This window comes from Methylobacterium terrae (assembly GCF_003173755.1).
GTDB lineage: Bacteria > Pseudomonadota > Alphaproteobacteria > Rhizobiales > Beijerinckiaceae > Methylobacterium > Methylobacterium terrae.
In genome coordinates this window covers 3,503,961-3,525,838 of sequence record NZ_CP029553.1, presented here as the reverse complement: position 1 = coordinate 3,525,838, position 21,878 = coordinate 3,503,961, and the positions used below count along the sequence as shown (strand labels likewise).

Annotated in this window: 23 protein-coding genes and 1 tRNA gene; 10 read left to right on the top strand and 14 right to left on the bottom strand. The window is 68.6% G+C overall.

Going from position 1 to position 21,878, the window contains the following annotated elements; translation table 11 throughout:
• Positions 1-150 precede the first annotated feature (150 nt).
• On the bottom strand, positions 151-420 hold the full coding sequence (locus tag DK419_RS16175; RefSeq protein ID WP_109959985.1) for a DUF4170 domain-containing protein: 270 nt from the start codon (positions 418-420) through the stop codon (positions 151-153).
• Between the two features lie 260 nt (positions 421-680).
• On the opposite strand from DK419_RS16175, the gene DK419_RS16170 reads away from it, so the two are divergent.
• Positions 681-965 (top strand): hypothetical protein, encoded by a 285-nt coding sequence (locus DK419_RS16170; RefSeq protein ID WP_109959984.1) that lies wholly within the window; start codon positions 681-683, stop codon positions 963-965.
• 25 nt (positions 966-990) lie between these two features.
• Here DK419_RS16170 and DK419_RS16165 read toward each other — a convergent pair whose 3' ends face one another.
• From DK419_RS16165 to DK419_RS16145, 5 genes are all read right to left on the bottom strand, one after another.
• Positions 991-2,433, bottom strand: coding sequence for a M6 family metalloprotease domain-containing protein (locus tag DK419_RS16165; protein WP_162561278.1), 1,443 nt, complete (start codon positions 2,431-2,433; stop codon positions 991-993).
• 258 nt (positions 2,434-2,691) lie between these two features.
• Positions 2,692-3,774 carry an alkene reductase gene (locus DK419_RS16160; protein ID WP_109959982.1) on the bottom strand — a complete coding sequence of 361 codons (1,083 nt, stop codon included), beginning with the start codon at positions 3,772-3,774 and terminating at the stop codon, positions 2,692-2,694.
• Positions 3,775-3,924: 150 nt separating this feature from the next.
• The gene (locus tag DK419_RS16155) at positions 3,925-4,329 is read right to left on the bottom strand and encodes a hypothetical protein (protein ID WP_109959981.1); all 405 of its coding nucleotides are present in this window, start codon (positions 4,327-4,329) and stop codon (positions 3,925-3,927) included.
• Between the two features lie 193 nt (positions 4,330-4,522).
• Complete coding sequence (locus DK419_RS16150; RefSeq protein ID WP_245443024.1) at positions 4,523-6,841, bottom strand: xanthine dehydrogenase family protein molybdopterin-binding subunit; 2,319 nt, start codon at positions 6,839-6,841, stop codon at positions 4,523-4,525.
• Positions 6,842-6,861: 20 nt separating this feature from the next.
• Positions 6,862-7,341, bottom strand: coding sequence for a (2Fe-2S)-binding protein (locus tag DK419_RS16145; RefSeq protein ID WP_109959979.1), 480 nt, complete (start codon positions 7,339-7,341; stop codon positions 6,862-6,864).
• 657 nt (positions 7,342-7,998) lie between these two features.
• Here DK419_RS16145 and rpsA point away from each other — a divergent pair.
• From rpsA to DK419_RS28710, 9 genes are all read left to right on the top strand, one after another.
• Positions 7,999-9,711: a 30S ribosomal protein S1 gene (gene rpsA / locus DK419_RS16140; RefSeq protein ID WP_109959978.1), complete on the top strand. Its 1,713-nt coding sequence runs from the start codon at positions 7,999-8,001 to the stop codon at positions 9,709-9,711.
• Between the two features lie 262 nt (positions 9,712-9,973).
• Entirely contained in the window at positions 9,974-10,930 is a 957-nt protein-coding gene (gene sppA, locus DK419_RS16135; RefSeq protein WP_109959977.1) for a signal peptide peptidase SppA, read from the top strand.
• A gap of 115 nt (positions 10,931-11,045) precedes the next feature.
• Complete coding sequence (gene ihfB / locus DK419_RS16130) at positions 11,046-11,372, top strand: integration host factor subunit beta (protein ID WP_048443025.1); 327 nt, start codon at positions 11,046-11,048, stop codon at positions 11,370-11,372.
• Positions 11,373-11,481: 109 nt separating this feature from the next.
• Positions 11,482-11,829 (top strand): LapA family protein, encoded by a 348-nt coding sequence (locus DK419_RS16125; protein ID WP_109959976.1) that lies wholly within the window; start codon positions 11,482-11,484, stop codon positions 11,827-11,829.
• Positions 11,830-11,831: 2 nt separating this feature from the next.
• The gene (gene lhpI / locus DK419_RS16120; protein WP_109959975.1) at positions 11,832-12,773 is read left to right on the top strand and encodes a bifunctional Delta(1)-pyrroline-2-carboxylate/Delta(1)-piperideine-2-carboxylate reductase; all 942 of its coding nucleotides are present in this window, start codon (positions 11,832-11,834) and stop codon (positions 12,771-12,773) included.
• A 53-nt stretch (positions 12,774-12,826) separates the two neighbouring features.
• Positions 12,827-13,576 carry a phosphoribosylanthranilate isomerase gene (locus DK419_RS16115; RefSeq protein ID WP_109959974.1) on the top strand — a complete coding sequence of 250 codons (750 nt, stop codon included), beginning with the start codon at positions 12,827-12,829 and terminating at the stop codon, positions 13,574-13,576.
• Positions 13,577-13,627: 51 nt separating this feature from the next.
• Positions 13,628-14,848, top strand: coding sequence for a tryptophan synthase subunit beta (gene trpB, locus DK419_RS16110; RefSeq protein WP_109962342.1), 1,221 nt, complete (start codon positions 13,628-13,630; stop codon positions 14,846-14,848).
• Between the two features lie 106 nt (positions 14,849-14,954).
• Positions 14,955-15,031, top strand: a tRNA-Met gene (locus tag DK419_RS16105).
• A gap of 166 nt (positions 15,032-15,197) precedes the next feature.
• A complete protein-coding gene (locus tag DK419_RS28710; RefSeq protein ID WP_162561276.1) occupies positions 15,198-16,079 on the top strand; it encodes an AbiJ-NTD4 domain-containing protein in 882 nt (293 codons plus the stop codon).
• Between the two features lie 87 nt (positions 16,080-16,166).
• Here the strand turns inward: DK419_RS28710 and DK419_RS16100 are convergent, their stop codons facing one another.
• The 8 genes from DK419_RS16100 to DK419_RS28705 are packed head-to-tail and all read right to left on the bottom strand — an operon-like array spanning position 16,167 to position 21,854.
• A complete protein-coding gene (locus DK419_RS16100) occupies positions 16,167-16,619 on the bottom strand; it encodes a MerR family transcriptional regulator (RefSeq protein ID WP_109959973.1) in 453 nt (150 codons plus the stop codon).
• Positions 16,620-16,623: 4 nt separating this feature from the next.
• Complete coding sequence (locus DK419_RS16095; protein ID WP_109959972.1) at positions 16,624-17,298, bottom strand: hypothetical protein; 675 nt, start codon at positions 17,296-17,298, stop codon at positions 16,624-16,626.
• The gene (locus DK419_RS16090) at positions 17,295-17,765 is read right to left on the bottom strand and encodes a hypothetical protein (protein WP_109959971.1); all 471 of its coding nucleotides are present in this window, start codon (positions 17,763-17,765) and stop codon (positions 17,295-17,297) included. Before DK419_RS16090 ends, DK419_RS16095 begins: the two co-directional genes overlap by 4 nt.
• Position 17,766: 1 nt before the next feature.
• Positions 17,767-20,253 (bottom strand): hypothetical protein, encoded by a 2,487-nt coding sequence (locus DK419_RS16085; RefSeq protein ID WP_109959970.1) that lies wholly within the window; start codon positions 20,251-20,253, stop codon positions 17,767-17,769.
• Positions 20,254-20,255: 2 nt separating this feature from the next.
• A complete protein-coding gene (locus DK419_RS16080; RefSeq protein ID WP_109959969.1) occupies positions 20,256-20,657 on the bottom strand; it encodes an HK97-gp10 family putative phage morphogenesis protein in 402 nt (133 codons plus the stop codon).
• Positions 20,654-20,986: a phage head closure protein gene (locus tag DK419_RS16075; RefSeq protein ID WP_109959968.1), complete on the bottom strand. Its 333-nt coding sequence runs from the start codon at positions 20,984-20,986 to the stop codon at positions 20,654-20,656. Before DK419_RS16075 ends, DK419_RS16080 begins: the two co-directional genes overlap by 4 nt.
• Positions 20,983-21,603 (bottom strand): head-tail connector protein, encoded by a 621-nt coding sequence (locus DK419_RS16070; RefSeq protein WP_109959967.1) that lies wholly within the window; start codon positions 21,601-21,603, stop codon positions 20,983-20,985. The genes DK419_RS16075 and DK419_RS16070 overlap by 4 nt, the downstream gene beginning before the upstream one ends.
• Entirely contained in the window at positions 21,603-21,854 is a 252-nt protein-coding gene (locus DK419_RS28705) for a hypothetical protein (RefSeq protein WP_162561274.1), read from the bottom strand. Before DK419_RS28705 ends, DK419_RS16070 begins: the two co-directional genes overlap by 1 nt.
• Between the last annotated feature and the right edge of the window lie 24 nt (positions 21,855-21,878).

The following is a 21,878-nucleotide window of genomic DNA, read 5'->3' as shown; positions in this document are numbered from 1 at the left end:
CGGGCCCCTCGCGCGACGATGCTCTCGTGTGACGGGCGAGGCTCTTATCAGCGCCGGGATACCGTCACAATGCTTTCATGTGCGCCGGAATGCGCAAGCCCCCGGCTTTCGACCGCACGGTGACTGCTTCCTTACGTGCGAGGACGCGCCTCAGGGCTGCAGCAGCCGGTGCAGATGCACGATGAAGTAGCGGGTCTGGGCACTGTCCACGGTCTGCTGCGCCTTCGCCTTCCAGGCCATGGCGGCGCTGGCATAGTCGGGGAAGATGCCGACGACGTCGAGCTTCGAGAGGTCGCGGAAGGTGACGCTGTCGAGGTCGGTCAGCTCGCCCCCGAACACCAGGTGGAGGAGCTGCTTGGGCTCCTGGGAAATCTTGGGCTCCTGGGAGGTCGCCGGCTTGTCGTTGCCCGGGTTGCTCATGCGCATCGTCTCCGCGTGCCGCCACGATGCCGCTCGTCCGGTCCGACGGACGGCGCCTGCCCGGCGGGCAGGCGCCGAGCGGCGTCGCAAACGCGGGGCGCCGCGTCAAGCCGGATCGTGCTGCAATGCGGGAAAGGGCGCGCCGCACGAAGCCGGTTTTCCCGCCGATGCCGGGGATGACGCGGACGGGGCAACACACGAGATATGGTAGACCCGATCCGCCGGACTTGCGCATCGGGCGAGGGACATGGAGGCCAGCCATGCAGTTGAAGCCGAACATGACGGTGATCGAAGGCCAAGCCAAGAGCGTCGATCCCGCCCCGGACGGTTGGGGCGAAACGGTCGAGTTCGCCGTCGAGCAGAGCGGGCCGGCCGACGGCTATTCGGACTTCCTCAAGGCATCCCCCGGCTCCACCGTGACGATGTTCACGGCGGAGCCGGGTACGGTGCAGCCGGGCTTGTCCTACACGGTCACGGCGTCCGTCCTGGGTGGCCCGACCGGGGAACGCGTCGTGCTGCAGGACGTCAAGGCCAAGGATCGGTGAGGGTCCGGGCGATCCGGCGTGGCGCTCAGGAGACCGCGACCTCCTTGAGCGTGACGTCGACCGTGACGATGCCGTCCTCCTCCGTGATCTCGGTGAGCGCGATGCCGCTCGCGGTTCCGTCGTTCCAGCGCGTATGCGGGTGCTTGGCGCCGCGATCGTCGACCGACCGGACTGCCGCCTGGCCGGGGAACAGATCGGCTGGATCGTCCGGCTTGCGGCCGAATTCGAGATCCCGGCGCCCATCGGCCTGGACCAGGGCGACCTTGTAGGCCAGCGGGTTGGTGTTGTCCGACTGGGTCTCGTCGATGTGCCACAGCGCGAGGCCGGAGCCGGGCAGCTTGTCGTCGCGGCCAGCCTGCTGACGGTTCTCGAGCAGGAAATATTCGCGCGCTTCGGACACGGAGTCGATGCGGTAGCAGGCGCTAGCGTCCTTCTCCAGCGTGTCGAGGGCGAGGGAGGCCGAGGCGGTCAGGGGCTGCGGGCGGATCCAGCCGAGCTGTTCGAGGCACCAGGCCGACATCCGGGACGGACGCTCCCCGCCGCCGTTCCACGAGCCCCCTCCCATCAGGCACCAGTTGCCGACGCCGGCGCTGCGATAGCTGGTGTCGTAGAGGTCGGGGAGCCCGAGGAAGTGCCCGAACTCATGCGAGAACACGCCGAGGCGACCGTTCTCCGGGGCCGTGAAGTAGGCGTAGGCCTTCACGCCGTCGTTGGTGAAGGGCTCCGGCAGGGTCCATTTGTGCGACCAGATCAGGGATTTGCGCCGGAGAGGCTCGGCTTCCGCCTCCGCGCCGCCGCCCGCATGGACGAGGAACAAGCCGTCCAGGTACCCGTCACCGTTGACGTCGAAGGGCTTGAGGCTGTTGCCGTCGCAGTATCGCCGCAGGATCTCGTCGAGCAGCCCGGGCGTGTTCCGCGGAAAGCCGTCGCCGGTGCCGCTCTGGCCGTCGACGTAGTAGGCGTAGGGGTGTTCCGCCCGCAGCCAGCCGACGACCTGTCCGGTCACGTCGAGCTTGTGACCGGATAGATCCCAGTAGAAGCGGTTCATCGAGTCCGGGTTGCCGGAGTCGAAGAGCAGCGTCCGGTAATGGCTGGGCGTCTGCTGGCCGGGGAGATCGGAGAAATCGACCAGCAGGACGAGGCAGTTGAGGGTCGTCTTGGCGTCCGGCGCCGGCAAGGCGAGCTGCTTCGTCGGCGGACGGCCGGCCTCGTCCCGAAGCGCCTGCGCGTCGGTCTGCGACGGCGGGTAGACGACGCCGTCGTTGAACCCGCTTCGGGCGATCTTGGGAATGCCCAGCCAGCCGGCACGCGCCGCGAGCTTCGCGTCGGCCGTCGAGAGCACTTGGCCGGACACGACTTGATGCTTGATGTTCTCGAGCACGTCCGGATGCGCGATGCAGGCGGTCGGCCCCGCCGCGTAGGACGATCCCGCCTCAAGGCGCGTACAATCACACGACAGCAGCCTCATGTCGATCTCCAATGAAAAACTGCTCGGACAACCGGACCTTGAAACCACAATCCCGCACGATTGTAAATTAGCGGAGGCAAGATTTAGATTTTAGCCGATCAGACCGCCGACATCAGTTCATTCTCTTAAAAACATATCTAGGCACAACCGTACAATCATTCAAAATATCTCGCGCAATGAAAAGCGGGCAGCTCTATTCGAAAACAGAGCCGCCCGCCTTATAAAGAAGATATAACAGTTATCTATTCACATATTTTTTCAGGCACGGTCCATAGCCGGATAGTCGACGTAACCCTCGGGCCCTTGGCTGTACCAGGTCTTGTAGTTGTCCTTGGTGAGGGTTGCGCCCTCGGCGATCCGCTCCGGCAGATCCGGGTTGGCGATGAAGGTGCGGCCGAAGGCGATGGCGTCGGCGCGGCCCTCGTCGAGGGCGGCCTGCGCCCGCGGACCGTCATAGTCGGAGTTCAGCACCAGCGGCCCCCGGAACGCGGCCTTGATCGCGGGCGCCACCGCCGGCCGGGCGGCCTTGCCGAAGGTGCCGTCGGGGCCCGGCTCGCGCAGCTCGAGGAAGGCGACGCCGATCGCCGACAGGGCGGCGGCGGCGGCCGGGAAAAGGGTCTCGGGATCGGGATCGTCGACGCCCTGGATCGGCTCGTTCGGCGACAGGCGAACCCCGGTGCGGTCGGCCCCGACGGTGTCGGCGACGCTGCGGGCGACCTCGGCGAGGAGGCGGATGCGGTTCTCCACGGAGCCGCCGTAGCGGTCCTGACGCAGGTTGGAATTGGAGCGCAGGAACTGGTCGATCAGGTAGCCGTTCGCGGCGTGGATCTGCACCCCGTCGAAGCCGGCCTCGATCGCGTTGCGGGCGGCCTTGGCGTAATCTTCCAGCAGCCGCGGGATCTCGTCCTCCCGCAGGGGACGCGCCTCGGCGTAGGGCTTCTTGCCCTCGTAGGTGTGGGCGTGGTCGGGCCCGGTGGTGGCCGAGGACGAGACCGGTTGCGCGCCGCCGAGGAAGTCGGGATGGACCAGCCGGCCCATGTGCCAGAGCTGGGCGACGATGCGCCCGCCGGCCTCGTGCACCGCCGCGACGACCGGCTTCCACGCCTCGACCTGCTCGACCGACCACAGGCCGGGGGCGAACGGCCACCCGGTGCCCTCCTGCGAGATGCCGGTGGCCTCGCTGATGATCAGGCCGGCGCCGGCGCGCTGGCGGTAATATTCCGCCATGATCGGGGTCGGCACGTGGGTGCGCGAGGCGCGGCCGCGGGTCAGCGGCGCCATCAGGATGCGGTTCGGCGCCTGGATGGCGCCGAGCTGGATCGGATCGAACAGGGACGGCACTCGGGATTCTCCGGATCGAGCCCGGCTTCAAGGGCCGGGCGACGATCCGGAGATGGGCGTTGCAGCGCAGCAGACCAGCCCCGGCGGCGGCCGCCCGGGCCGCGATGTGCGCTGCCTCACCTCGCGCCCGGGATTAAACGCGGGCGCGGCTCACGACTTGCTCATCTGCTCGCGGGCGTCCGACACCGCCTTCATGCAGCCGGCCTCGTCGCCCTTCTTGTCGAGCTCGCGGGCGCGGTTGAGGCTGGCGCGCGCCTCCATCACCCCTGTGCCGCCGCCGCTCGCCTTGGCGACGTCGGCGGTCGCCTGCGTCTCGGCGGAGCCGGGGGCGGGGCCCTTGGGCAGGGCCGACGGGCTCGTGCCCTTCTCGGTCGCCGCCTCGGCCTGGGCCTCGCGGCGCGCCGCCACCTCCTTGCCGCCGCTCGAGGCCGCGATGGTCTCGCGGCCCTGCTCGGTCAGGCGCGGCTCGAGGGACGAGATCTCGGTGCTGCAGGCACCCGCGAAGGCCGGGCCGGCGAGGCTGGCGAGAAGACCGGCGGCGAGGATGAGCTTCATGGCGTGCCTCTCCCTATCGTTGATTCGTGCCCGTTCCCGAACCTTGGCGCGACGGGCTCCGGTCCGCGAACACCGGCCCGGGGGCGGGGGTTCCAGCCGAGCGGGACACGGACCAGAAAAAAGGACCGCCCCCGGCGGGAGGCGGCCCCGATCTCGCGTCGCGCGGGGCATGGAAGCCCCGCGGGTCCTCGTCTCACGCGCTCAGCTTGTCGCGCATCGGCAGCTGGCGGATGCGCCGCCCGGTCGCCGCGAAGATCGCGTTGGCGATGGCGGGCGCCACCGGCGGCACGCCGGGCTCGCCGACGCCGCCGAGCGGCTTGTCCCAGGACCCGCCCTGCACGAGGTGCACGTTGATGATCTTGGGCGCCTCGTTGATCCGGGTCAGCTCGTAGGTGTCGTAGTTGTCCTGGACGGCGCGGCCGTTCTTGAAGGTGATCTGGGCGGTGAGCGCGAGGCCCATGCCCATCACCACGGCGCCCTCGAGCTGCGAGCGCACCCGCTCCGGGTTGACCTGCTGGCCGCAGTCGATGGCGATGTCGACCCGCTGGACAGTGACCTCGCCCTTCGCGTTGACCTCGACCTCGGCGACGGCCGCCGTGTAGGTCACGAAGCTGTAATGCGCCGCGATGCCGAGGCCGCGGCCCTTCTCCACCTTGCGGCCCCAGCCGGCGCCCTGCGCCACCGCCTCGATCACGTTGCGCAGGCGCCCGGTATCGTAGGGATAGCGCGAGGGATCCTCGCCGTAGTTCCAGGCGTCGCCCATCTTGACCGGATCGATGATCCGGGCCGGGCCGATCACGTCGAGGAGGTAGTCCTTCGGGTCGCGGCCGGCCATGTGGGCGAGCTCGGCGAGGAACGACTGCACCGCGAAGGCCCGCGGGATGTTCGAGACCGAGCGGAACCAGCCGATGCGCACGTGCGCGTCGGCGGGCGGGTTCTCCATCCGCATGTTGGGAATGGCGAACGGCACGTTGACGAGGCCCATCCCGAGCTCGATCGGGATCTGCTCCTTGGCGCCGGCGACGAAGGTCGAGCCGATGGTCGGGGCCGCGCTGCGGTGCAGCCAGGCGATCGGCATGCCCTTGTCGTCGAGGCCGGCTTCCAGCCGCTCCACCGAGACGGTGTGGTAGTAGCCGTTGTGGAGGTCGTCCTCGCGGGTCCAGGTCATCTTGACCGGGGCGCCGTCCATCGCCTTCGAGCAGAGCGCCGCCTCGACGAAGTAGTCGGGCTTCGACTTGCGGCCGAAGCCGCCGCCGAGCAGCGTCACGTTGACCGTGACGGTCTTCGGATCGACGCCGAGGCGCTTGGCGATCCGGTCGCGGGCGGCCTGGGGCGACTGCACGCAGCCCCACGCCTCGATCGTGCCGTCCTTGGCGATCCTGACCGTCGCGGCCGGCGGCTCCATCGGGGCCTGGACGAGGTGGGGGATGTAGTACTCGGCCTCGAGGCGCTTCACCGCCTTCTTCATCGCCGCGTCGACGTCGCCCTCCTGGCGCACCACCTTGCCGGGCTTGCGCACGGCTTCCTCCAGGGTGGCCCGGTAGGCGTCCGAATCGTAACTCGCGTTCGGGCCGTCGTCGAAGGTGGGTTTCAGCGCCTCGCGGCCCTTGATCGCCGCCCAGGTGTTGCGGGCGATGACCGCGACGCCGCCGGTCGGCATGAACTCGTAGGGCGGGGCCGGGGGGTCGATGGTCACGACCTTGACGACGCCCGGCACCTTCAGGGCCGCGGCTTCATCGAAGGTCTTGACCTTGCCGCCGAAGACCGGCGGGCGGGCGACCACGGCGTAGAGCATCCCCTCGACGCGGGTGTCGAGGCCGTACTGCGCCTTGCCGGTGGTGATGCCGACATTGTCGATGAGGCCGATGCGGCCCTTGCCGATGTAGCGGAAGGCCGACGGGTCCTTGAGCTTGACGGTTCCGCGGTCCGGCACCGGCACGGAGGCCGCCGCCTGCGCCACGTCGCCGAAAGCCGTGCGGCGGCCGGACTTGGCGTGGACGAGGGCGTGGTTCTCGACCGAGACCTCGGAGGCCGGCACGCCCCACTGCTTGGCGGCGGCCTCGACCAGCATCGCGCGGGCGGCGGCACCGGCGCGGCGCAAGGGCATGAAGAAGTGCCGCAAGCTGCGCGAGCCGTCGGTGTCCTGGTTGCCGAAGCGCTCCTCGTCGCCGTGGGCCTGGACGACCTTGACCTTGCCCCAGTCGGCGTCGAGCTCGTCGGCGATGACGAGCGCCACCGAGGTGCGCACGCCCTGGCCCATCTCGGCGCGGGTGCAGGTCACCGTCACGGTGCCGTCGGGCGCGATCGCCACGAACAGGGTCGGGTCGTCGCGCCAGCCATGCGGCATGCCGTCGGCGCCGAAGCCCTTCTCGGCGGCGATCGCGCCCTTCGGCCTGATCGACAGGGCGAGCACGAGGGCGCCGGCGCCAGCGAGCAGGCCGCGCCGGCTGAGCTGGCCGGGCGAGGCCTTGGTGACGGCGGAATCCGGCTCCGCGGCCGGGGCGGCGGCGATGAGCGAGGAGAGGTCGTGAATCACAGGCGATCTCCCTGTCCGGCCTTCGGGGTCAGCCCCGCCGCCTGCTTGATGGCGGCGCGGATGCGCGGATAGGTGCCGCAGCGGCACAGGTTGCCGCTCATCGTCGAGTCGATGTCGGCGTCGGTCGGCTTCGGGGTGTCCTTGAGGAGGGCCGCCGCCTGCATGATCTGCCCGGTCTGGCAGTAGCCGCACTGCGCCACGTTCAGCTCGCGCCAGGCGGCCTGGACGGGGTGGTTGCCGTCCGGCGACAGGCCCTCGATCGTCACGACCGGCTGGCCGTCGGCGGCCGAGACCGGGGTCTGGCAGGCCCGCATCGCGGTGCCGCCGACATGGATGGTGCAGGCGCCGCAGGCCGCGACGCCGCAGCCGAACTTGGTGCCCGTCAGGCCGAGCTCGTCCCGCAGGTACCAGAGCAGCGGCATCTCGGGATCGCCGTCGAAGCGGCGCTCCTCACCGTTCACGTTGAGCTTGATCATCGTCGCCCTCCGGCTTCGGGAGGTCGCTCGGGCACCCCGCGGACACGATTCCGGTCGCGACGCCCGGCCTCCCCCTCGTTCAGTCGATCCTGCAGTCGATCCTGCACTCAAGTCTCAGGCGCCGCGGCCCTCGCGGGCCCGCACCTCGTTCCTCCTCCCCACGCCGCGCGCGGCGTGCCGTCTTGCTTGCTTGGACGGCCCGTCTCCCGGGAGCGCGGTCCGCCGTGCCCGAACACATGAGAATGGTTTCAGGCTACGGATGGGTAACCCGGACATGCGCGTATGGGCAAGACGGCGTGGGCAAGACGGGCGGGTGGGAAAGACCGGCAACCGCGGGCGGCCCGCCGCGCCCCGACGGCGACAACGCCTTGCCGGCCGGACCGTTTTCATGTATCGGCCCAACCTCCGGTGGTCCGATGCTGGGATGCCGCGTGCAGGGCGACGAGCCCTCCGCACCGCGCTCCGGCCGGGACCGTCCGGAGAAACACGTTTTCGCCCGTCGATCATGCGCCGGCCCGCGCCCCTTCACATTTCGGGGAGCGGCGGTTCCGAAGGCCCCCAGGGGCCTGTCTCGGGACTCCGGCGGGCGGAAGCGGCCCGTTGATACGAGCCGCCGGCGCCGTCCCCCCGGATAGGGCGGGACGAAAAGGAGCATCAATGTCCGCAGGTTTGCAAGGCGCCGCGTCGAGCCGCGAGGATTTCGCCGCCCTCCTGGAAGAGTCGTTCCGGGAGCACGAGATCACGGAAGGCTCCGTGGTCAAGGGCCGGGTGGTGGCGATCGAGAAGGACGTCGCCGTCATCGACATCGGGGCCAAGACCGAGGGCCGCGTCGCCCTCAAGGAGTTCACGGGCCCCGGCCGTGACCAGCCGATCGCCGTCGGCGACGAGGTCGAGGTCTATGTCGACCGCATCGAGAACGCCCTGGGCGAAGCCGTCATCTCGCGCGACAAGGCCCGCCGCGAGGAGAGCTGGGTCAAGCTCGAGAAGGCGTTCGAGAACAACGAGCGCGTCTCCGGCACGATCTTCAACCAGGTCAAGGGCGGCTACACCGTCGACCTCGACGGCGCCGTGGCGTTCCTGCCGCGCAGCCAAGTCGACATCCGTCCGGTCCGCGACGTCACCCCGCTGATGGGCACGCCGCAGCCGTTCCAGATCCTCAAGATGGATCGCCGCCGCGGCAACATCGTGGTGTCGCGCCGCACCGTGCTCGAGGAGAGCCGGGCCGAGCAGCGCTCCGAGCTGGTGGCCAACCTCGAAGAGGGTCAGGTCATCGACGGCGTGGTCAAGAACATCACCGAGTACGGTGCGTTCGTCGACCTCGGCGGCATCGACGGCCTGCTGCACGTCACCGACATGGCGTGGCGCCGCGTCAACCACCCGTCCGAGGTGGTCAACATCGGCCAGACCGTCAAGGTCAAGATCATCAAGATCAACCACGAGACGCACCGCATCTCGCTCGGCATCAAGCAGCTGCTCGCCGATCCGTGGGAGGGCATCGCCGCCCGCTACCCGGTCGACGCCAAGCTCAAGGGCCGCGTGACCAACATCACCGATTACGGCGCCTTCGTGGAGCTGGAGCCGGGGATCGAGGGCTTGATCCACGTCTCGGAGATGAGCTGGACCAAGAAGAACGTCCATCCGGGCAAGATCGTCTCCACCTCCCAGGAGGTCGAGGTTCAGATCCTGGAGGTCGATCCGGTCAAGCGCCGCATCTCGCTCGGCCTGAAGCAGACCCTGCAGAACCCCTGGGAGGCCTTCTCCGAGAAGCACCCGCCGGGCACCGAGGTCGAGGGCGAGGTCAAGAACAAGACCGAGTTCGGTCTGTTCATCGGCCTCGAGGGCGACGTCGACGGCATGGTCCACCTCTCGGACCTCGACTGGAACCGTCCGGGCGAGCAGGTCATCGACGAGTTCAAGAAGGGCGACGTGGTGCGCGCTCAGGTTCTCGACGTCGACGTCGAGAAGGAGCGCATCTCGCTCGGCATCAAGCAGCTCGCCGGCGACCCCTTCGCCGATGCCGGTGACGGCATCCGCAAGAACCAGGTCGTCACCTGCGAGGTGCTCGAGGTCAAGGATTCGGGCATCGAGGTCAAGATCGTCGATTCCGATCTCCAGGCCTTCATCCGCCGCGCCGACCTCGCCCGCGAGCGCAACGACCAGCGCCCCGAGCGCTTCGCCGCCGGCGAGAAGCTCGACGCCCGCGTGACGCAGTTCGACCGCAAGGCCCGCCGCGTCCAGCTCTCCATCAAGGCCCTCGAGATGGCCGAGGAGAAGGAGGCGATCGCCCAGTACGGTTCGGCCGATTCGGGCGCCTCGCTCGGCGACATCCTCGGCGCGGCCCTCAAGGCCCGCCAGGGCGACAAGAAGTAAGGCGACGAGACGTAAGGGATCCGCCCGGGCCTGCCGGCCCGGGCACCCCGACGACGACCGAGCGCCCGCGCGGGGGATCCCCCGCGCGGGCGTTCCCATGTCCGAATTACCGCGATCGGGGGGAGGGATGCCCGCAAAACCGGTCTTGCCGCTGCGCGACGGCCGGGGGTAGAACACCCCGGGAGCGAGATGCGCCAATGACTTGCAGGCCGCGGCCTGCGACGGAGGCGCCTCGGGAGTCAGACCAGGATACGGGCGCCGCATGGCCATCGATGCCGAACTTCTCCTCGACCGGCGATCCTTGCGCCGGAAGCTGTCCGTCTGGCGCGCGATCGGGGTCGGGGCGCTGATCGTCGCCGCCGGCGCCGTCGGCTGGCGGGCGGCCGGGGGCAGGGGGCTCTCCGCCGTCACGCCGCAGATCGCCCGCATCAGCATCGACGGCTTCATCGCCGGCAGCGAGAAGACGCGCGAGCTGATGAAGCGCGTCGGCGATTCGAGCGCGGTCTCGGGCGTCGTGGTCTCGATCAACTCGCCGGGCGGCACCACCACCGGCTCGGAAGAGCTCTTCCGCAATCTCCGCGCGCTCGCCGAGAAGAAGCCGATCGTCGCCTTCGTCGACGGTACCGCGGCCTCGGGCGCCTACATCACGGCGATCGCCGCCGACCACATCGTCGCCCGCGAGACCTCGCTCGTCGGCTCGATCGGCGTGCTGTTCCAGTACCCGGAGGTGTCCGGCCTCCTCGACAAGGTCGGGGTCAAGGTCGACGAGGTGAAGTCCTCGCCGCTCAAGGCCGAGCCGAGCGGCTTCCACCCGACCCCGCCGGAGGCCCGCGCCGCCCTGCAGGCGATCGTCGGCGACACCTACGGCTGGTTCAAGGACCTGGTGGCCGAGCGCCGGAAGATGAACCCCGACCAGATCAGGACGGTGGCCGACGGCCGGGTGTTCAGCGGCCGCCAGAGCGTGCCCCTCGGGCTGATCGACGAGACCGGCTCCGAGCGCCAGGCCATCGCCTGGCTCGAGCGCGAGAAGGGCGTGGCCAAGGACCTGCCGGTGCGGGACTGGAAGCCGCGCTCGGACAACCGCTTCGGCCTGTTCTCGGCCGCCGCCGCCGGCGCGGGGCTCCTCGGCTACGACGACCTCGCCGCCCGGCTGCGGCAGGCCGGGGACGAGACGGCGAGCCTGACCCGGGGCGGCCTGCTCGCGGTCTGGCGCCCGTAAGGCTCGCCCGCTCCCCCGGCAGGCTCCGGCGAGTCTGCCGGCACCCCGCTTCCGGCACCTCACGCCCGATCAGTCCCGCCCGGTCAGCCCCGCCTCACTCGAGACCGTACCGCCCATGATCAAGTCCGAGCTGGTGCTCAAGATCGCCGAGCAGAACCCGCACCTGTATCAGCGCGACGTCGAGAACATCGTCAACGCCATCCTCGACACGATCGCCGACGCGCTTGCGCGGGGCGACCGGGTCGAGCTGCGCGGCTTCGGCGCCTTCTCGGTCAAGCGGCGGGAGGCGCGGCGCGGCCGCAACCCGCGCACCGGGGCCGCCGTGGCGGTGGCCGAGAAGGCGATCCCGGTGTTCAAGACCGGCAAGGAGATGCGCCTGCGCCTGAACGCCGCCGGGATCGGCGCCGACGAGCCGAGCCGAGCCGAGGCCGCCGTGAGCTGACGCGCGCGTCGGCCCTGGCCCCGCGGCCGCCGCGCGTTACACTGTGCCGTCGAGGGCCCGCCCGGCGGTCCCGACCCCTTCCCGCATCCCCGAAAGACCGGCTTTCCCGATGATCCGCTTCCTCAAGGGCCTGATCCTGCTGCCCATCGCGATCGTGGTCGTGCTCCTGGCGGTGGCGAACCGCCAGCCGGTGATGCTGTCCTTCGATCCGTTCTCGGACGGGACGCCGGCCTTCAGCATGCCGATGCCGCTCTACGCCCTGATCTTCGCCGCGGTGGCGCTCGGCATCGTCGTCGGTGGCATCGGCTCCTGGCTCGGCCAGGGCGACACCCGCCGCGACCGCCGCGCCAAGGGCCGCGAGCTCGCCCGGCTGCGCCACGAGGCCGAGCGCCTGCGCCAGGCGGCCCCGGCCGCCCCGGGCCGCACCGCGCTGCCGGCCCCGGTCAGCCGCGCCTGACCATGCGGCTGATCGGCGAGGTCGAGATCGACGCCGCGCTCGACCCCGCCCGGATGGCCGACGCCCTCGCGGCCGCCTTCCGGGCCGGCGCGACGGCGCCGACCCGCCATCACCACGCGATCGAGACCGCGCCCGACGGCGCCTCGCTGCTGCTGATGCCGGCCTGGACCGCCGATTACGTCGGGGTGAAGATCCTGACGCTGTTTCCCGGCAACCCGGCCCGGGGCCTCGACACGATCCAGGGCGGGGTGCTGCTCTGCGACGGCCGCGACGGCCGGCCGCTGGCGCTCCTCGACGGCGCCCGCCTGACCCTGTGGCGCACCGCCGCCGCCTCGGCGCTCGCCGCCCGCCACCTCGCCCGGCCCGACGCCGCCCGGATGGTGATGGTGGGCTCCGGCGCGCTCGCCCCCTACCTGGTGCGGGCGCACGCCGCCGCCCGTCCCATCCGCGACGTCGCGATCTGGAACCGCCGCCCGGAGGGCGCGGTGCGCCTCGCCGCTGCCCTCGCGGCGGAGGGCATCCATGCCTACCCGGTCACCGACCTCGCGGCGGCGGTGGGGGAGGCGGACCTGATCTCCTGCGCCACCCTGTCGACCGAGCCCCTGGTGCGGGGCGCCTGGCTGCGGCCCGGCACCCATCTCGACCTCGTCGGCGCCTTCACTCCCGCGATGCGCGAGGCCGACGACGAGGCCCTGCGTCGCGGGCCGGTCTACGTCGATACCCCCGACGCCCTCAAGAAGGGCGGCGACGTGGCGGTCGCGATCCAGGCCGGTGCGCTCGCGCCCGAGGCGGTGGCGGGCGATCTCGCCGCCCTGTGCCGGGGCGAGGCGCCGGGGCGGCGGGCACCCGGGGAGATCACGGTGTTCAAGTCGGTCGGCGCCGCGATCGAGGACCTCGCCGCCGCCGCCGCGGTGTGGGAGAGCCTGACGCGGCACCCGGCGTGACGCGCGCCGCCGCGGCACGTGCGGCCGCGGCCGGATCGGCTTATATAGGGCGGATGTCGCCCGCTCCCGCCACCGCCTGCCTCGTCAAGATCTGCGGCCTCGGCACGCCCGAGACGCTCGAGGCCGCCATCGCCGCAGGCGCCGATCAGATCGGCCTCGTGCACTTTCCCAGGAGCCCGCGCCACGTCGACCTCACCCTGGGCGCCGCCCTGTCGCGGCAGGCGCGGGGCCGTGCCGAGCGCGTCGCCCTGCTGGTCGATCCGGACGACGCCCTCGTCGACGCGGTGGTCGCGGCCCTGGACCCGGACTGGCTGCAGCTCCACGGCCGCGAGAGCCCGGAGCGGGTGGCGGCCCTGCGTGCCCGCACCGGGCGTCCGATCATGAAGGCGCTCGGCATCGCGACCGCCGACGATCTCGCCGGCGCCGCGCGCTACGCGGCGCTGGCCGACCGGCTGCTCTACGACGCCAAGCCGGCCCCGGGCGCGGTGCTGCCGGGCGGCAACGGCCACGCCTTCGACTGGTCCCTCCTCGCGGGCGCCGGCCGCGACAGCCCGTTCATGCTCTCCGGCGGCCTGACGCTCGCGACGGTGGCCGAGGCCGTGGCGGTCACCGCCGCGCAGGCGGTCGACGTGTCGTCGGGCGTCGAGAGCGCTCCCGGGGTCAAGGACCCCGACCGCATCGCCGCCTTCGTGGCGGCGGCCAGAGCCGCCGCGCCGGCGGCCAGAGCCGCCGCAGGCACGACAACCGCCGCCGCCGCGGGTGCGACGGATCCCGAAATTGCCCCTGCGGCGCGAAGGGCGTAAGCCCCGCCGACGAGGATCCCGCCACCCCTTCCAGACTTGAAGAGCCCCGCCGTGACCGTTCCCCAGAATCCGAACTCGTTCCGCACCGGCCCCGACGAGCGCGGCCGCTTCGGCATCTTCGGCGGCCGCTTCGTGGCCGAGACCCTGATGCCGAACATCCTCGCCCTGGAGCAGGCCTACGCCGAGGCGAAGGCCGATCCGTCCTTCCAGGCCGAGATGACCGCTTACCTCACCCATTACGTCGGCCGGCCGAGCCCGCTCTACTTCGCCGAGCGGCTGTCCGAGCACCTCGGCGGCGCGAAGATCTACTTCAAGCGCGAGGAGCTGAACCACACCGGCTCGCACAAGGTGAACAACGTGCTGGGCCAGATCCTGCTCGCCCGGCGCATGGGCAAGCCGCGGATCATCGCCGAGACGGGAGCGGGCCAGCACGGCGTCGCCACCGCGACGCTCTGCGCCCGGTTCGGCCTCAAATGCGTCGTCTACATGGGCGCGGTCGACGTCGAGCGGCAGAAGCCGAACGTGTTCCGGATGAAGATGCTCGGCGCCGAGGTGGTGCCGGTGGAATCCGGCACCCGCACCCTCAAGGACGCGATGAACGAGGCCCTGCGCGACTGGGTCACCAACGTCGCCGACACCTTCTACTGCATCGGCACGGTGGCGGGGCCGCATCCCTACCCGGCGATGGTGCGCGACTTCCAGTCGATCATCGGCATCGAGACCAAGGCGCAGATGCTGGAGCAGGAGGGCCGCCTGCCCGATTCCCTCGTCGCCTGCATCGGCGGCGGCTCGAACGCCATGGGGCTGTTCCATCCCTTCCTCGACGACCGCGAGGTGGCGATCTACGGCGTCGAGGCGGCGGGCCACGGCGTGTCGAGCGGCCTGCACGCCGCCTCGCTCACCGGCGGCAAGCCGGGCGTGCTGCACGGCAACCGCACCTACCTCCTGATGGACGGCGACGGCCAGATCGCCGACGCGCACTCGATCTCGGCCGGCCTCGACTATCCGGGCATCGGCCCCGAGCACGCCTGGCTGCACGAGATGGGCCGCGTCACCTACCTGTCGGCGACCGACACCGAGACCCTGGAGGCGTTCCGGCTGTGCTCGCTGATGGAGGGCATCATTCCGGCCCTCGAGCCCGCCCACGCGCTCGCCAAGGTCAAGGAACTCGCCCCGAGCCTGCCGCGCGACCACCTGATGGTCGTCAACCTGTCGGGCCGCGGCGACAAGGACATCCCCCAGGTCGCCGAGATCCTCGGCGACGCGCTGTGAGGGCGAGGCGGCGCGGAAAAAGGGCTGCGACGGTTCCTTGACAGGGCCCGCCGCCTCCCCCTATATCCGCGCCACCGCAGAGCCGGTCACGCACCGGCCACCGCGCGGCGGAGTAGCTCAGTTGGTCAGAGCAGAGGAATCATAATCCTTGTGTCGGGGGTTCAAATCCCTCCTCCGCTACCATCCGTTTAGCCCGCTCGGTCAATGACTTAGCGGGCTTTTTCGTGTTCTCTTTCCTGGCGAAAAGTGTTGCGTTGGCCTGCAACACGGATCGTTGTTTTACAATGGGTTACGGTTGGGCGTAGGTTGCTCCGTGCAACACGGATGCAACGCGGCTTAGGGGCCTACTTTGACGTCCAACGATATTGCTAACCGCAAAGGTCTGACTTTTGCTCAGGCCGAAGGGGCAGCACCTCTTCCAACACAACATCAAAGAACCGAAGTGCCTCGCAAACTCCGCGCAAGGCTCTGGGATGCATTATACCGTGAGCTTATCTCTAATAATAAAACTGTAATCACTACCGGATACAAATCCCTAAGTCCAACATGGACTAGTATACTTCAAGACGAATACGTTATAAGACGAGGCGGGTTCTCTCACGTATTCGACAATGGCACAAAAAAAACTGTAGAAAAATTATTTCCGTTATTCGAAAGCGGTAATTACATACAAATATATGATTTTTTGCAATTCATTATCAGGCATGAAAAATCATCATATTTTTTTTCCAGCCAAATCGAGCAGATTTTAGTTGAGGAAAAGGCTGCATATAGGTTATTCGAGAGAGATACATTCGTTCCGATAGGATCTGACGAAGAAGCGGCTGCAATTTCTGGTGCGCTGATATCAACAGGATCTGTAGATTTTTTAGGTGCGCATGCACATCTGAAGGGCGCAATGGAGGCTTTAAGTTCAGGTAGATTTGCTGACAGCGTTAGGGAAAGCATACATTCTGTTGAAGCAGTGGCAAGAACTCTTGAACCTAGCGCAGAGCTATCGAAAGCACTTCTACGCTTAGAAAGCTCAACAAATCTACATGCTGCCATGAGAAAGGGATTTGCTGCGCTATATGGTTACACTAGTGACGAAAATGGAATACGTCACCCGCTCTTGGATAAAGGAGATGCGGATGTTGACGAGGCAGATGCCATGTTCATGATCGGTGCATGCTCTTCTTTTGTTACTTATCTTATTGCAAAAAAACGCATTGCTGGAATTTCGGATGCCTAAGGATTGCGCTGTGAAAGGCCGTACACAAAAAGGGCGCATCCCCTGCGGAATGCGCCCTTCACGATCGATATAAAATTTCTATGGATCTCACGGCTTCCATAGGTCGTCCGCATCGGACACATGTTCAGCCAAGGCCCGCAGGTTGATCCTGATGTGCGAGCCCTCCGGATCCGGCACGCGTGGATCCCACTGCATCAGCCACTCTTCGCCGTCCGGGTAGAGCCGTAGGTCGGTCGGCACGCCCTCGATGCTCCCGCGCTGCGCCACCTCGAAGAGCACCATGCCGGTCAGGGCGCCCGACAGGTGCAGCCCGGGGCCGGTGAGCCGCATGCCGAGCCGGCTCATCTCAGCGAGGCACCGGAGCCGCAAGGCATCCCATACGTCGTAGGTCCGCACCTTCCCGCGTCCGATCCGCTTACCCGGCAGGGCGCCGATGTGCTGCCATCGCTGGACCGTGCGCACGTCCACTCCGGCCACCGCGGCGAGGCGCGACAGCCCGAAGCGCGTTGCCGGCGCCGGATATGCCTTGCTCCAGTCCATGGCTTCACTCGGCGGCTCTGTCGGCCCACCGCTCCACGATGCGGGTCGTGATGGCGTCAGGGGTGATGACGGTATGCTGCGCGAAGCCGCCCACGGTGCAGCACTCGACGCCGCTCGGCAGGCGATCCGGGACGGCGCGCTGATGGTGCATCAGTTCCAGGAGCCGGGCGGCGTCTTGCTCCGGGTCGCTCAGGTCCCACCCGGCCGCGTCGAGGCGCGCCAGCAAGGCCGGGTTGTCGGCCGGCATGAAGAACCCGTCCGCCTGGCGCTCCAGGTGCCACCCGGGCTTCGACGTATCGAGGCGGTAGGTCTCACCCTGTCCGCGCCTATGGGACCAGCCGGCAACGGCGATGTCGAACTTGCGGAGGTCGATCCGCGCGGATGCGGCATCCCTCTCGGCCGGGTTCATGTGCTGCATCGCGTGGTCGATCAGAACCCGCGCGGTCGCCGGCAGGCGCGCCAAGAGGTCATCGAAGGTCCGCAGGTTGGCGAGGTTCAGCGCCTCCACCAGGCCGGCACCAAGGTACGTCGGGCCACGGATGGCGATCACAGCCGACACGTGCGCGAGGGCATAGGTCTTCTGCATCACGCCGATCACGGCGCCCTCCGGCTCGAAAACCGCGCCGTCCGTCATCACGTGCACGCGGTCGGGTCGCACCAGGACGTTGATGGCGGTCATCGGCTCAGCATCCATTCCGAGATTGAGAGGCCGGGAGCGCCGACGATCACGGCGACGGCGATCTTGCCGAGCCCCGTCAGGGCCGTAGCCGATCCGAGCGCGGTCATCCCGAGGGCGCCCACGGCGTAGGGAGCGAGCGCCGTCAGCGCGATCAGCGACACGATGCTGACGATGCTTTTCGCGGTGGAGCCGCCGGAGCCGGCGGAGCCCTTGGGCCGGCTCAGGAACTCCACGTTGTCGTTCACGCCGAGAACGCGTTCCTCCCACTCGGCCCGGCCGTAGGCCTCGCCGTTGATGAGGCAGATGGTGGGGAGGTCGAACCGCCAGGCGACGCGCGCAAGGTACGCCGCGACAGTCTCCCCCATGACGGCGCTCGCCTCCTTGATCGGCAGGACGATGGCTTGTTCCTCCGGAATGTCGATTTCCGGCTCGTATAGCTGCAAGTTGTGACGCACGTTGATTTGCATCTTACCTCCCGGTGAGACGGCTGCCGCTGATTTGCTTGAGGGCGGATCGTGTTGAAGGGCCGCCGAGAAGAACAGCCGCCACTTTCTTGTCGATCACCACGTCTGTCCGCATTCCCTGCGGCCCCTGCGATTGCTGCACCTCCGTGCGGTCGCCGGCATGAATGTGCAGCTCCGGCTTTCCGCCGCCGGGCGCACCCGCCGTCGCTGCGGTGAGGCCTGCGATGGTCTGTGTCGTGCTCCGGGCCATGCGCTCCGTAAGCACCCGCTCGCCAGCCTCCAGGACGGCCGGAAATTCCTTGCTGGTGAGCCCCGAGTGGAAGCGCGGCGCCGACTGCACCAGGGACACCGGGAGCTTGCGCCGGCCGACGTTGTCCTGTCCGACGATGCCGCCCGTGTGGTGCTGCGAGGCCGGCAGGAAGGGGCCGATCGCGCCCGCCGACTGCCCTGCGAAATTCGAGACGGGATCAAGGCCACCCATCAGGGCTTTGACACCGGTGGCGAAGAACGATCCGAAGATGCCTCCGGCGCTGTCCGCACCCGATGCCGTCGCAGGGGCCGCCATGCCTAGCAAGCCCGCGAACGGTCCCGTCCCTGCGAATATCGCCTGGATCACGGAACGCTGTAGTTGCTTGAAAATGGAAGTCAGCACGTCGCTGAACGAACGCGCGTTGTCGAGAATATCCGCAAAACCATCAGCGGCGGTCTGCGCCATGTACTGCGATGCTTGTCCTGCCTGCCGCTCTGCCTGTTCCATCAGCGCGATCTTGTCTCGCGCGTTGCCGTAGGCTTCGGCCGCTTTGTTGATCCGCTCAATCATCGCGTCGGTGAGCGGAATGCCGGCCTGGTCCGCAACCTCGCGGGCTCGCGCCAGTTGAATGCTTTTCTGCTTCTCGGCGTTGCTCTTGTCGAACGCCTGCGCCTCCGCCTTCAGGCCGGCAACCTGCTTCTCCAGGCTGCGCGTGAAGCTCTCGACGGCATCAATCGAAGTGTCGGATGACGGGGACTTCGCCGAAGGCGATCCCGTGATGAGCGGCTTGCTCTTGTCGGGAAAGAACAGGTTAGAGACGGCCGTGGACTGGCGTTGAGCCCTGGCGATGTTCGTCGGGTTGAGCGAGCCGCGCATGGCGTCCAGCGCGTTCTGCATCGCCGGATCTGTCACGGGTGCCGTGGGCGCGGCCGGCTTCGGGCCGGCTTCGCCCAACAGCGTGCCGAGAGACTTGCCGCCCGTGGGCGCGCCGGAGGATAGGCCGGCTCCGCCGCTCTGGAATGCCTGGCCGGCACGTTGCGCGAACCGGAAGGCGTCGAGGGCGATCCTGGCGCCCTCGGCCAGGATTTCCTTCCACCGGATTGCGGCATCCGTCATGGTCATCCCGGCGCGAACCATGTCCTGGTTGAACTGCCGGCCGACATCATCAAGCGTGTTCTGCGCGTCCTTCAGACGGCGCTCCAGCTCCTGCGCCCGCGTGACATCTTCGGCCTTCACCAGCACAAGGGACGGGTTGGAAAGGTCGTTGGCAGTGCGGAGAAGATCCCGGAATTCCAGGGCGCCGCTGCGGATGCGGTCAACGATGCTGTCGGGGAAGAGCTTGCTGGCGAGGTCAAGGGCCGCGACCTGCTTTCCAGCATTGTACATGTCCTGCATGATGTTCAGGGCAGTGCGGAGCTTGTCTTCGTCCGTCGCCGATCCGAGGAACCGATTGACGTTGGCCTGAGCCGTGTTGCCGGCCCGGACCTGCGCCCGTAGCGCAAGTTCAAACGCGCTCTGATTTCCGCCGGTCCCTTCCTTGTTCGCCTTCTCCGTGCCCTGCATCACGATGAAAGCTTGGTGCGCCTTCTCCAGGCTCGCGGTGAGGTCTTTCGCCTCGACGTTGAGCGCGTGCGCGGAGTTGGTCCAGGCCTGGTAGAAGTTGGTTGAGACGCCGAGCCGGGCGCTCTCCGAGCCGATCTTGTTCGCCCCCTCCAGGGCTGCCATCGCCGCCGTGGCCGCGGCCGAGAACGCTTGCAAGCCGAGGGTCGCGACGCCGTAGGCCGCCACGAACGGCGCGATCTTGGTCGCCGTTGACAGAAGCGCCGATCCAACGAGAGGGGCCGTCTCTTTGGCGATGCCCGACACACCGGCGCTGATGATCGGCATACCCACCTTCACCGCCTCGCGCGCCGACGCGATGACGATCGGCGCCGTGGTGGCAACGGCCTGGCGGGTCGCCGCGACGCTGCTCTCCTTCAGGCTCTGCGCCACGCTGGTGGCAGCGGCCGAGAAGTCCGCCTTGAACCGTCCTGCGACCGTGGACAGGCTGCCGGTGATCTGGGCGCTTGAGCGGCGCGCGAAGCCGCCCAGGGCGTTCTCTGCCGCCCGGCCGGCGCCGCTGAACTCCAGCGCGAACTGCGCGGCGCGCTGCTTGGCGGTGTCACCCACCAATTGCATCGCGCGGTTGTAGCTCGAAACGTTGGCCTCGATATCGAAGCTCAGGGCGGGGGCCGCTGCCATCGTCAGTCCTTCATGTCGTCGGCGAGCCCGCGGCCGATCCGATTGGCGCCATGCCGGCGCGTCTCTTCCTCGACGGGGCGGAAGAACGGCTGCGGCCGCTGCCCGTGGCTGTCTTCGGAGCCTGTCGGCGCCCGGCCGTATTCGAGGGCGCGGATGTAGTCGTAATCCGCCTTGGTGGTCTCAGGGCCGCCCGCCAGCACTCTGGCGCCACCCTCCGGCCGCGGCTCCCAACGGATGCTCTCGCGCGCCGTGCCGGACTGCTCCGGTACGCGGGCCTGCATCTCGTCTACGGCTCGCTGCGCCTCTTCCTCCGCCCGCTTCTGCGCGGCGTGCTTCAGGCGGCTTTCGTTGTGGGCCAATTGCGCCAGGAACAGCGCCATGTTGCCGACCTTGCCGCCGATCACGGTTCGCCACCGTTCACGGATCGCGCCTCAAGCTGAAGCTGGTATCGCTGCCCGATCTCAATCACGCCTGTGACGTTGAAGATCTGACCACGCTCAACGATGCGCATTCCAGAGTTCACGCCGTCAAGAAACCAGATTGTAAACACGGCCTTCTGTTCCGTGTTCTCGCTTCCGCCAGCGAAGAACTCGCGCGCTTGCGTGTCGCGGCGATTGGCCCACACCTCTGCAACAAGGGACCACTCCCGGATCTCTTCGTTGCTGATGGGGTCGCGGGTCGAAGTGAAGGCCTCGACACGCACCCGCTTGTTCATGGCGCCCGCGGCGATCATCGGCCACTCCAGCCGGCGTAGGGCTTGAACAGCTCGGCAAGCATCGGGTCGCTGCCGAGGGTCACACTCGGGTCGCCGCGGCCGGCGTAGAGCCGCATGGCAGCCATGAGCATGGCGTGGCGAATGCCGGCGTCCACGTCGGTGCCCGCGGCGCCGTAGCCGGCTCGGTAGACGGTCCGAAGCCATGCCGGCGCACGGTCGATCGTCGGCATCTGGAAGCCTGGAGCGAGCACCAGGCGCGTCATCCCGTCCGCGCCTTCATGGGTGCTGTACTGCGCCTGCGGGATCGTGGTCGCGGCGCCGGCCCCGTCGAGCACGGCGACGCTCTCCACGTCGATCACCGGCGGGCGCGGCAGCACCACGCCCGTCATGGCATCGGCAATCATCGGCCCCACGAAGCCGACGACGACGTTGAGCGGCACCGTCAGCGTCAGGGTCTGAGCGATAAGGCTTCGGCCGAGCCAGCCGTTCGGGCCGGCGAGCCAGGCCGTCACCGCATCGAGGATGCTAGCGATGTAGACCGCATCCGGAGTGTCGTCGGGAAGCCGGGCGTGCGCGCAGAACTCCGGCACGGTGAGCACCGGCGCGGCCGGCTTGGTGGTGATCGCGAGCGCCATCAGCGCCTCACGGGCGGGCGTCCCGGCCCACGCTTCTCAGGCTCGGCCGGCGCCGTCACGGCCTTGTTGACGGGCGGCTCGGCCATCTTGTTGACGGGCGGCTCGGCTGCCTTCGCGCCAGCACCCGGCGGCTCAACCAAGCCCTGTTCGGCAAGCTCTTCGTGCCGGCCGGGCGTCGGGTGGATTTCGTCGCCCGGGTTGACCACGCGCCCGCTCGGAGCGTCTCGGAATGTCCGCAGAACCTTCGCCATCGCTGTCCCCTGATGTGCGAAGAC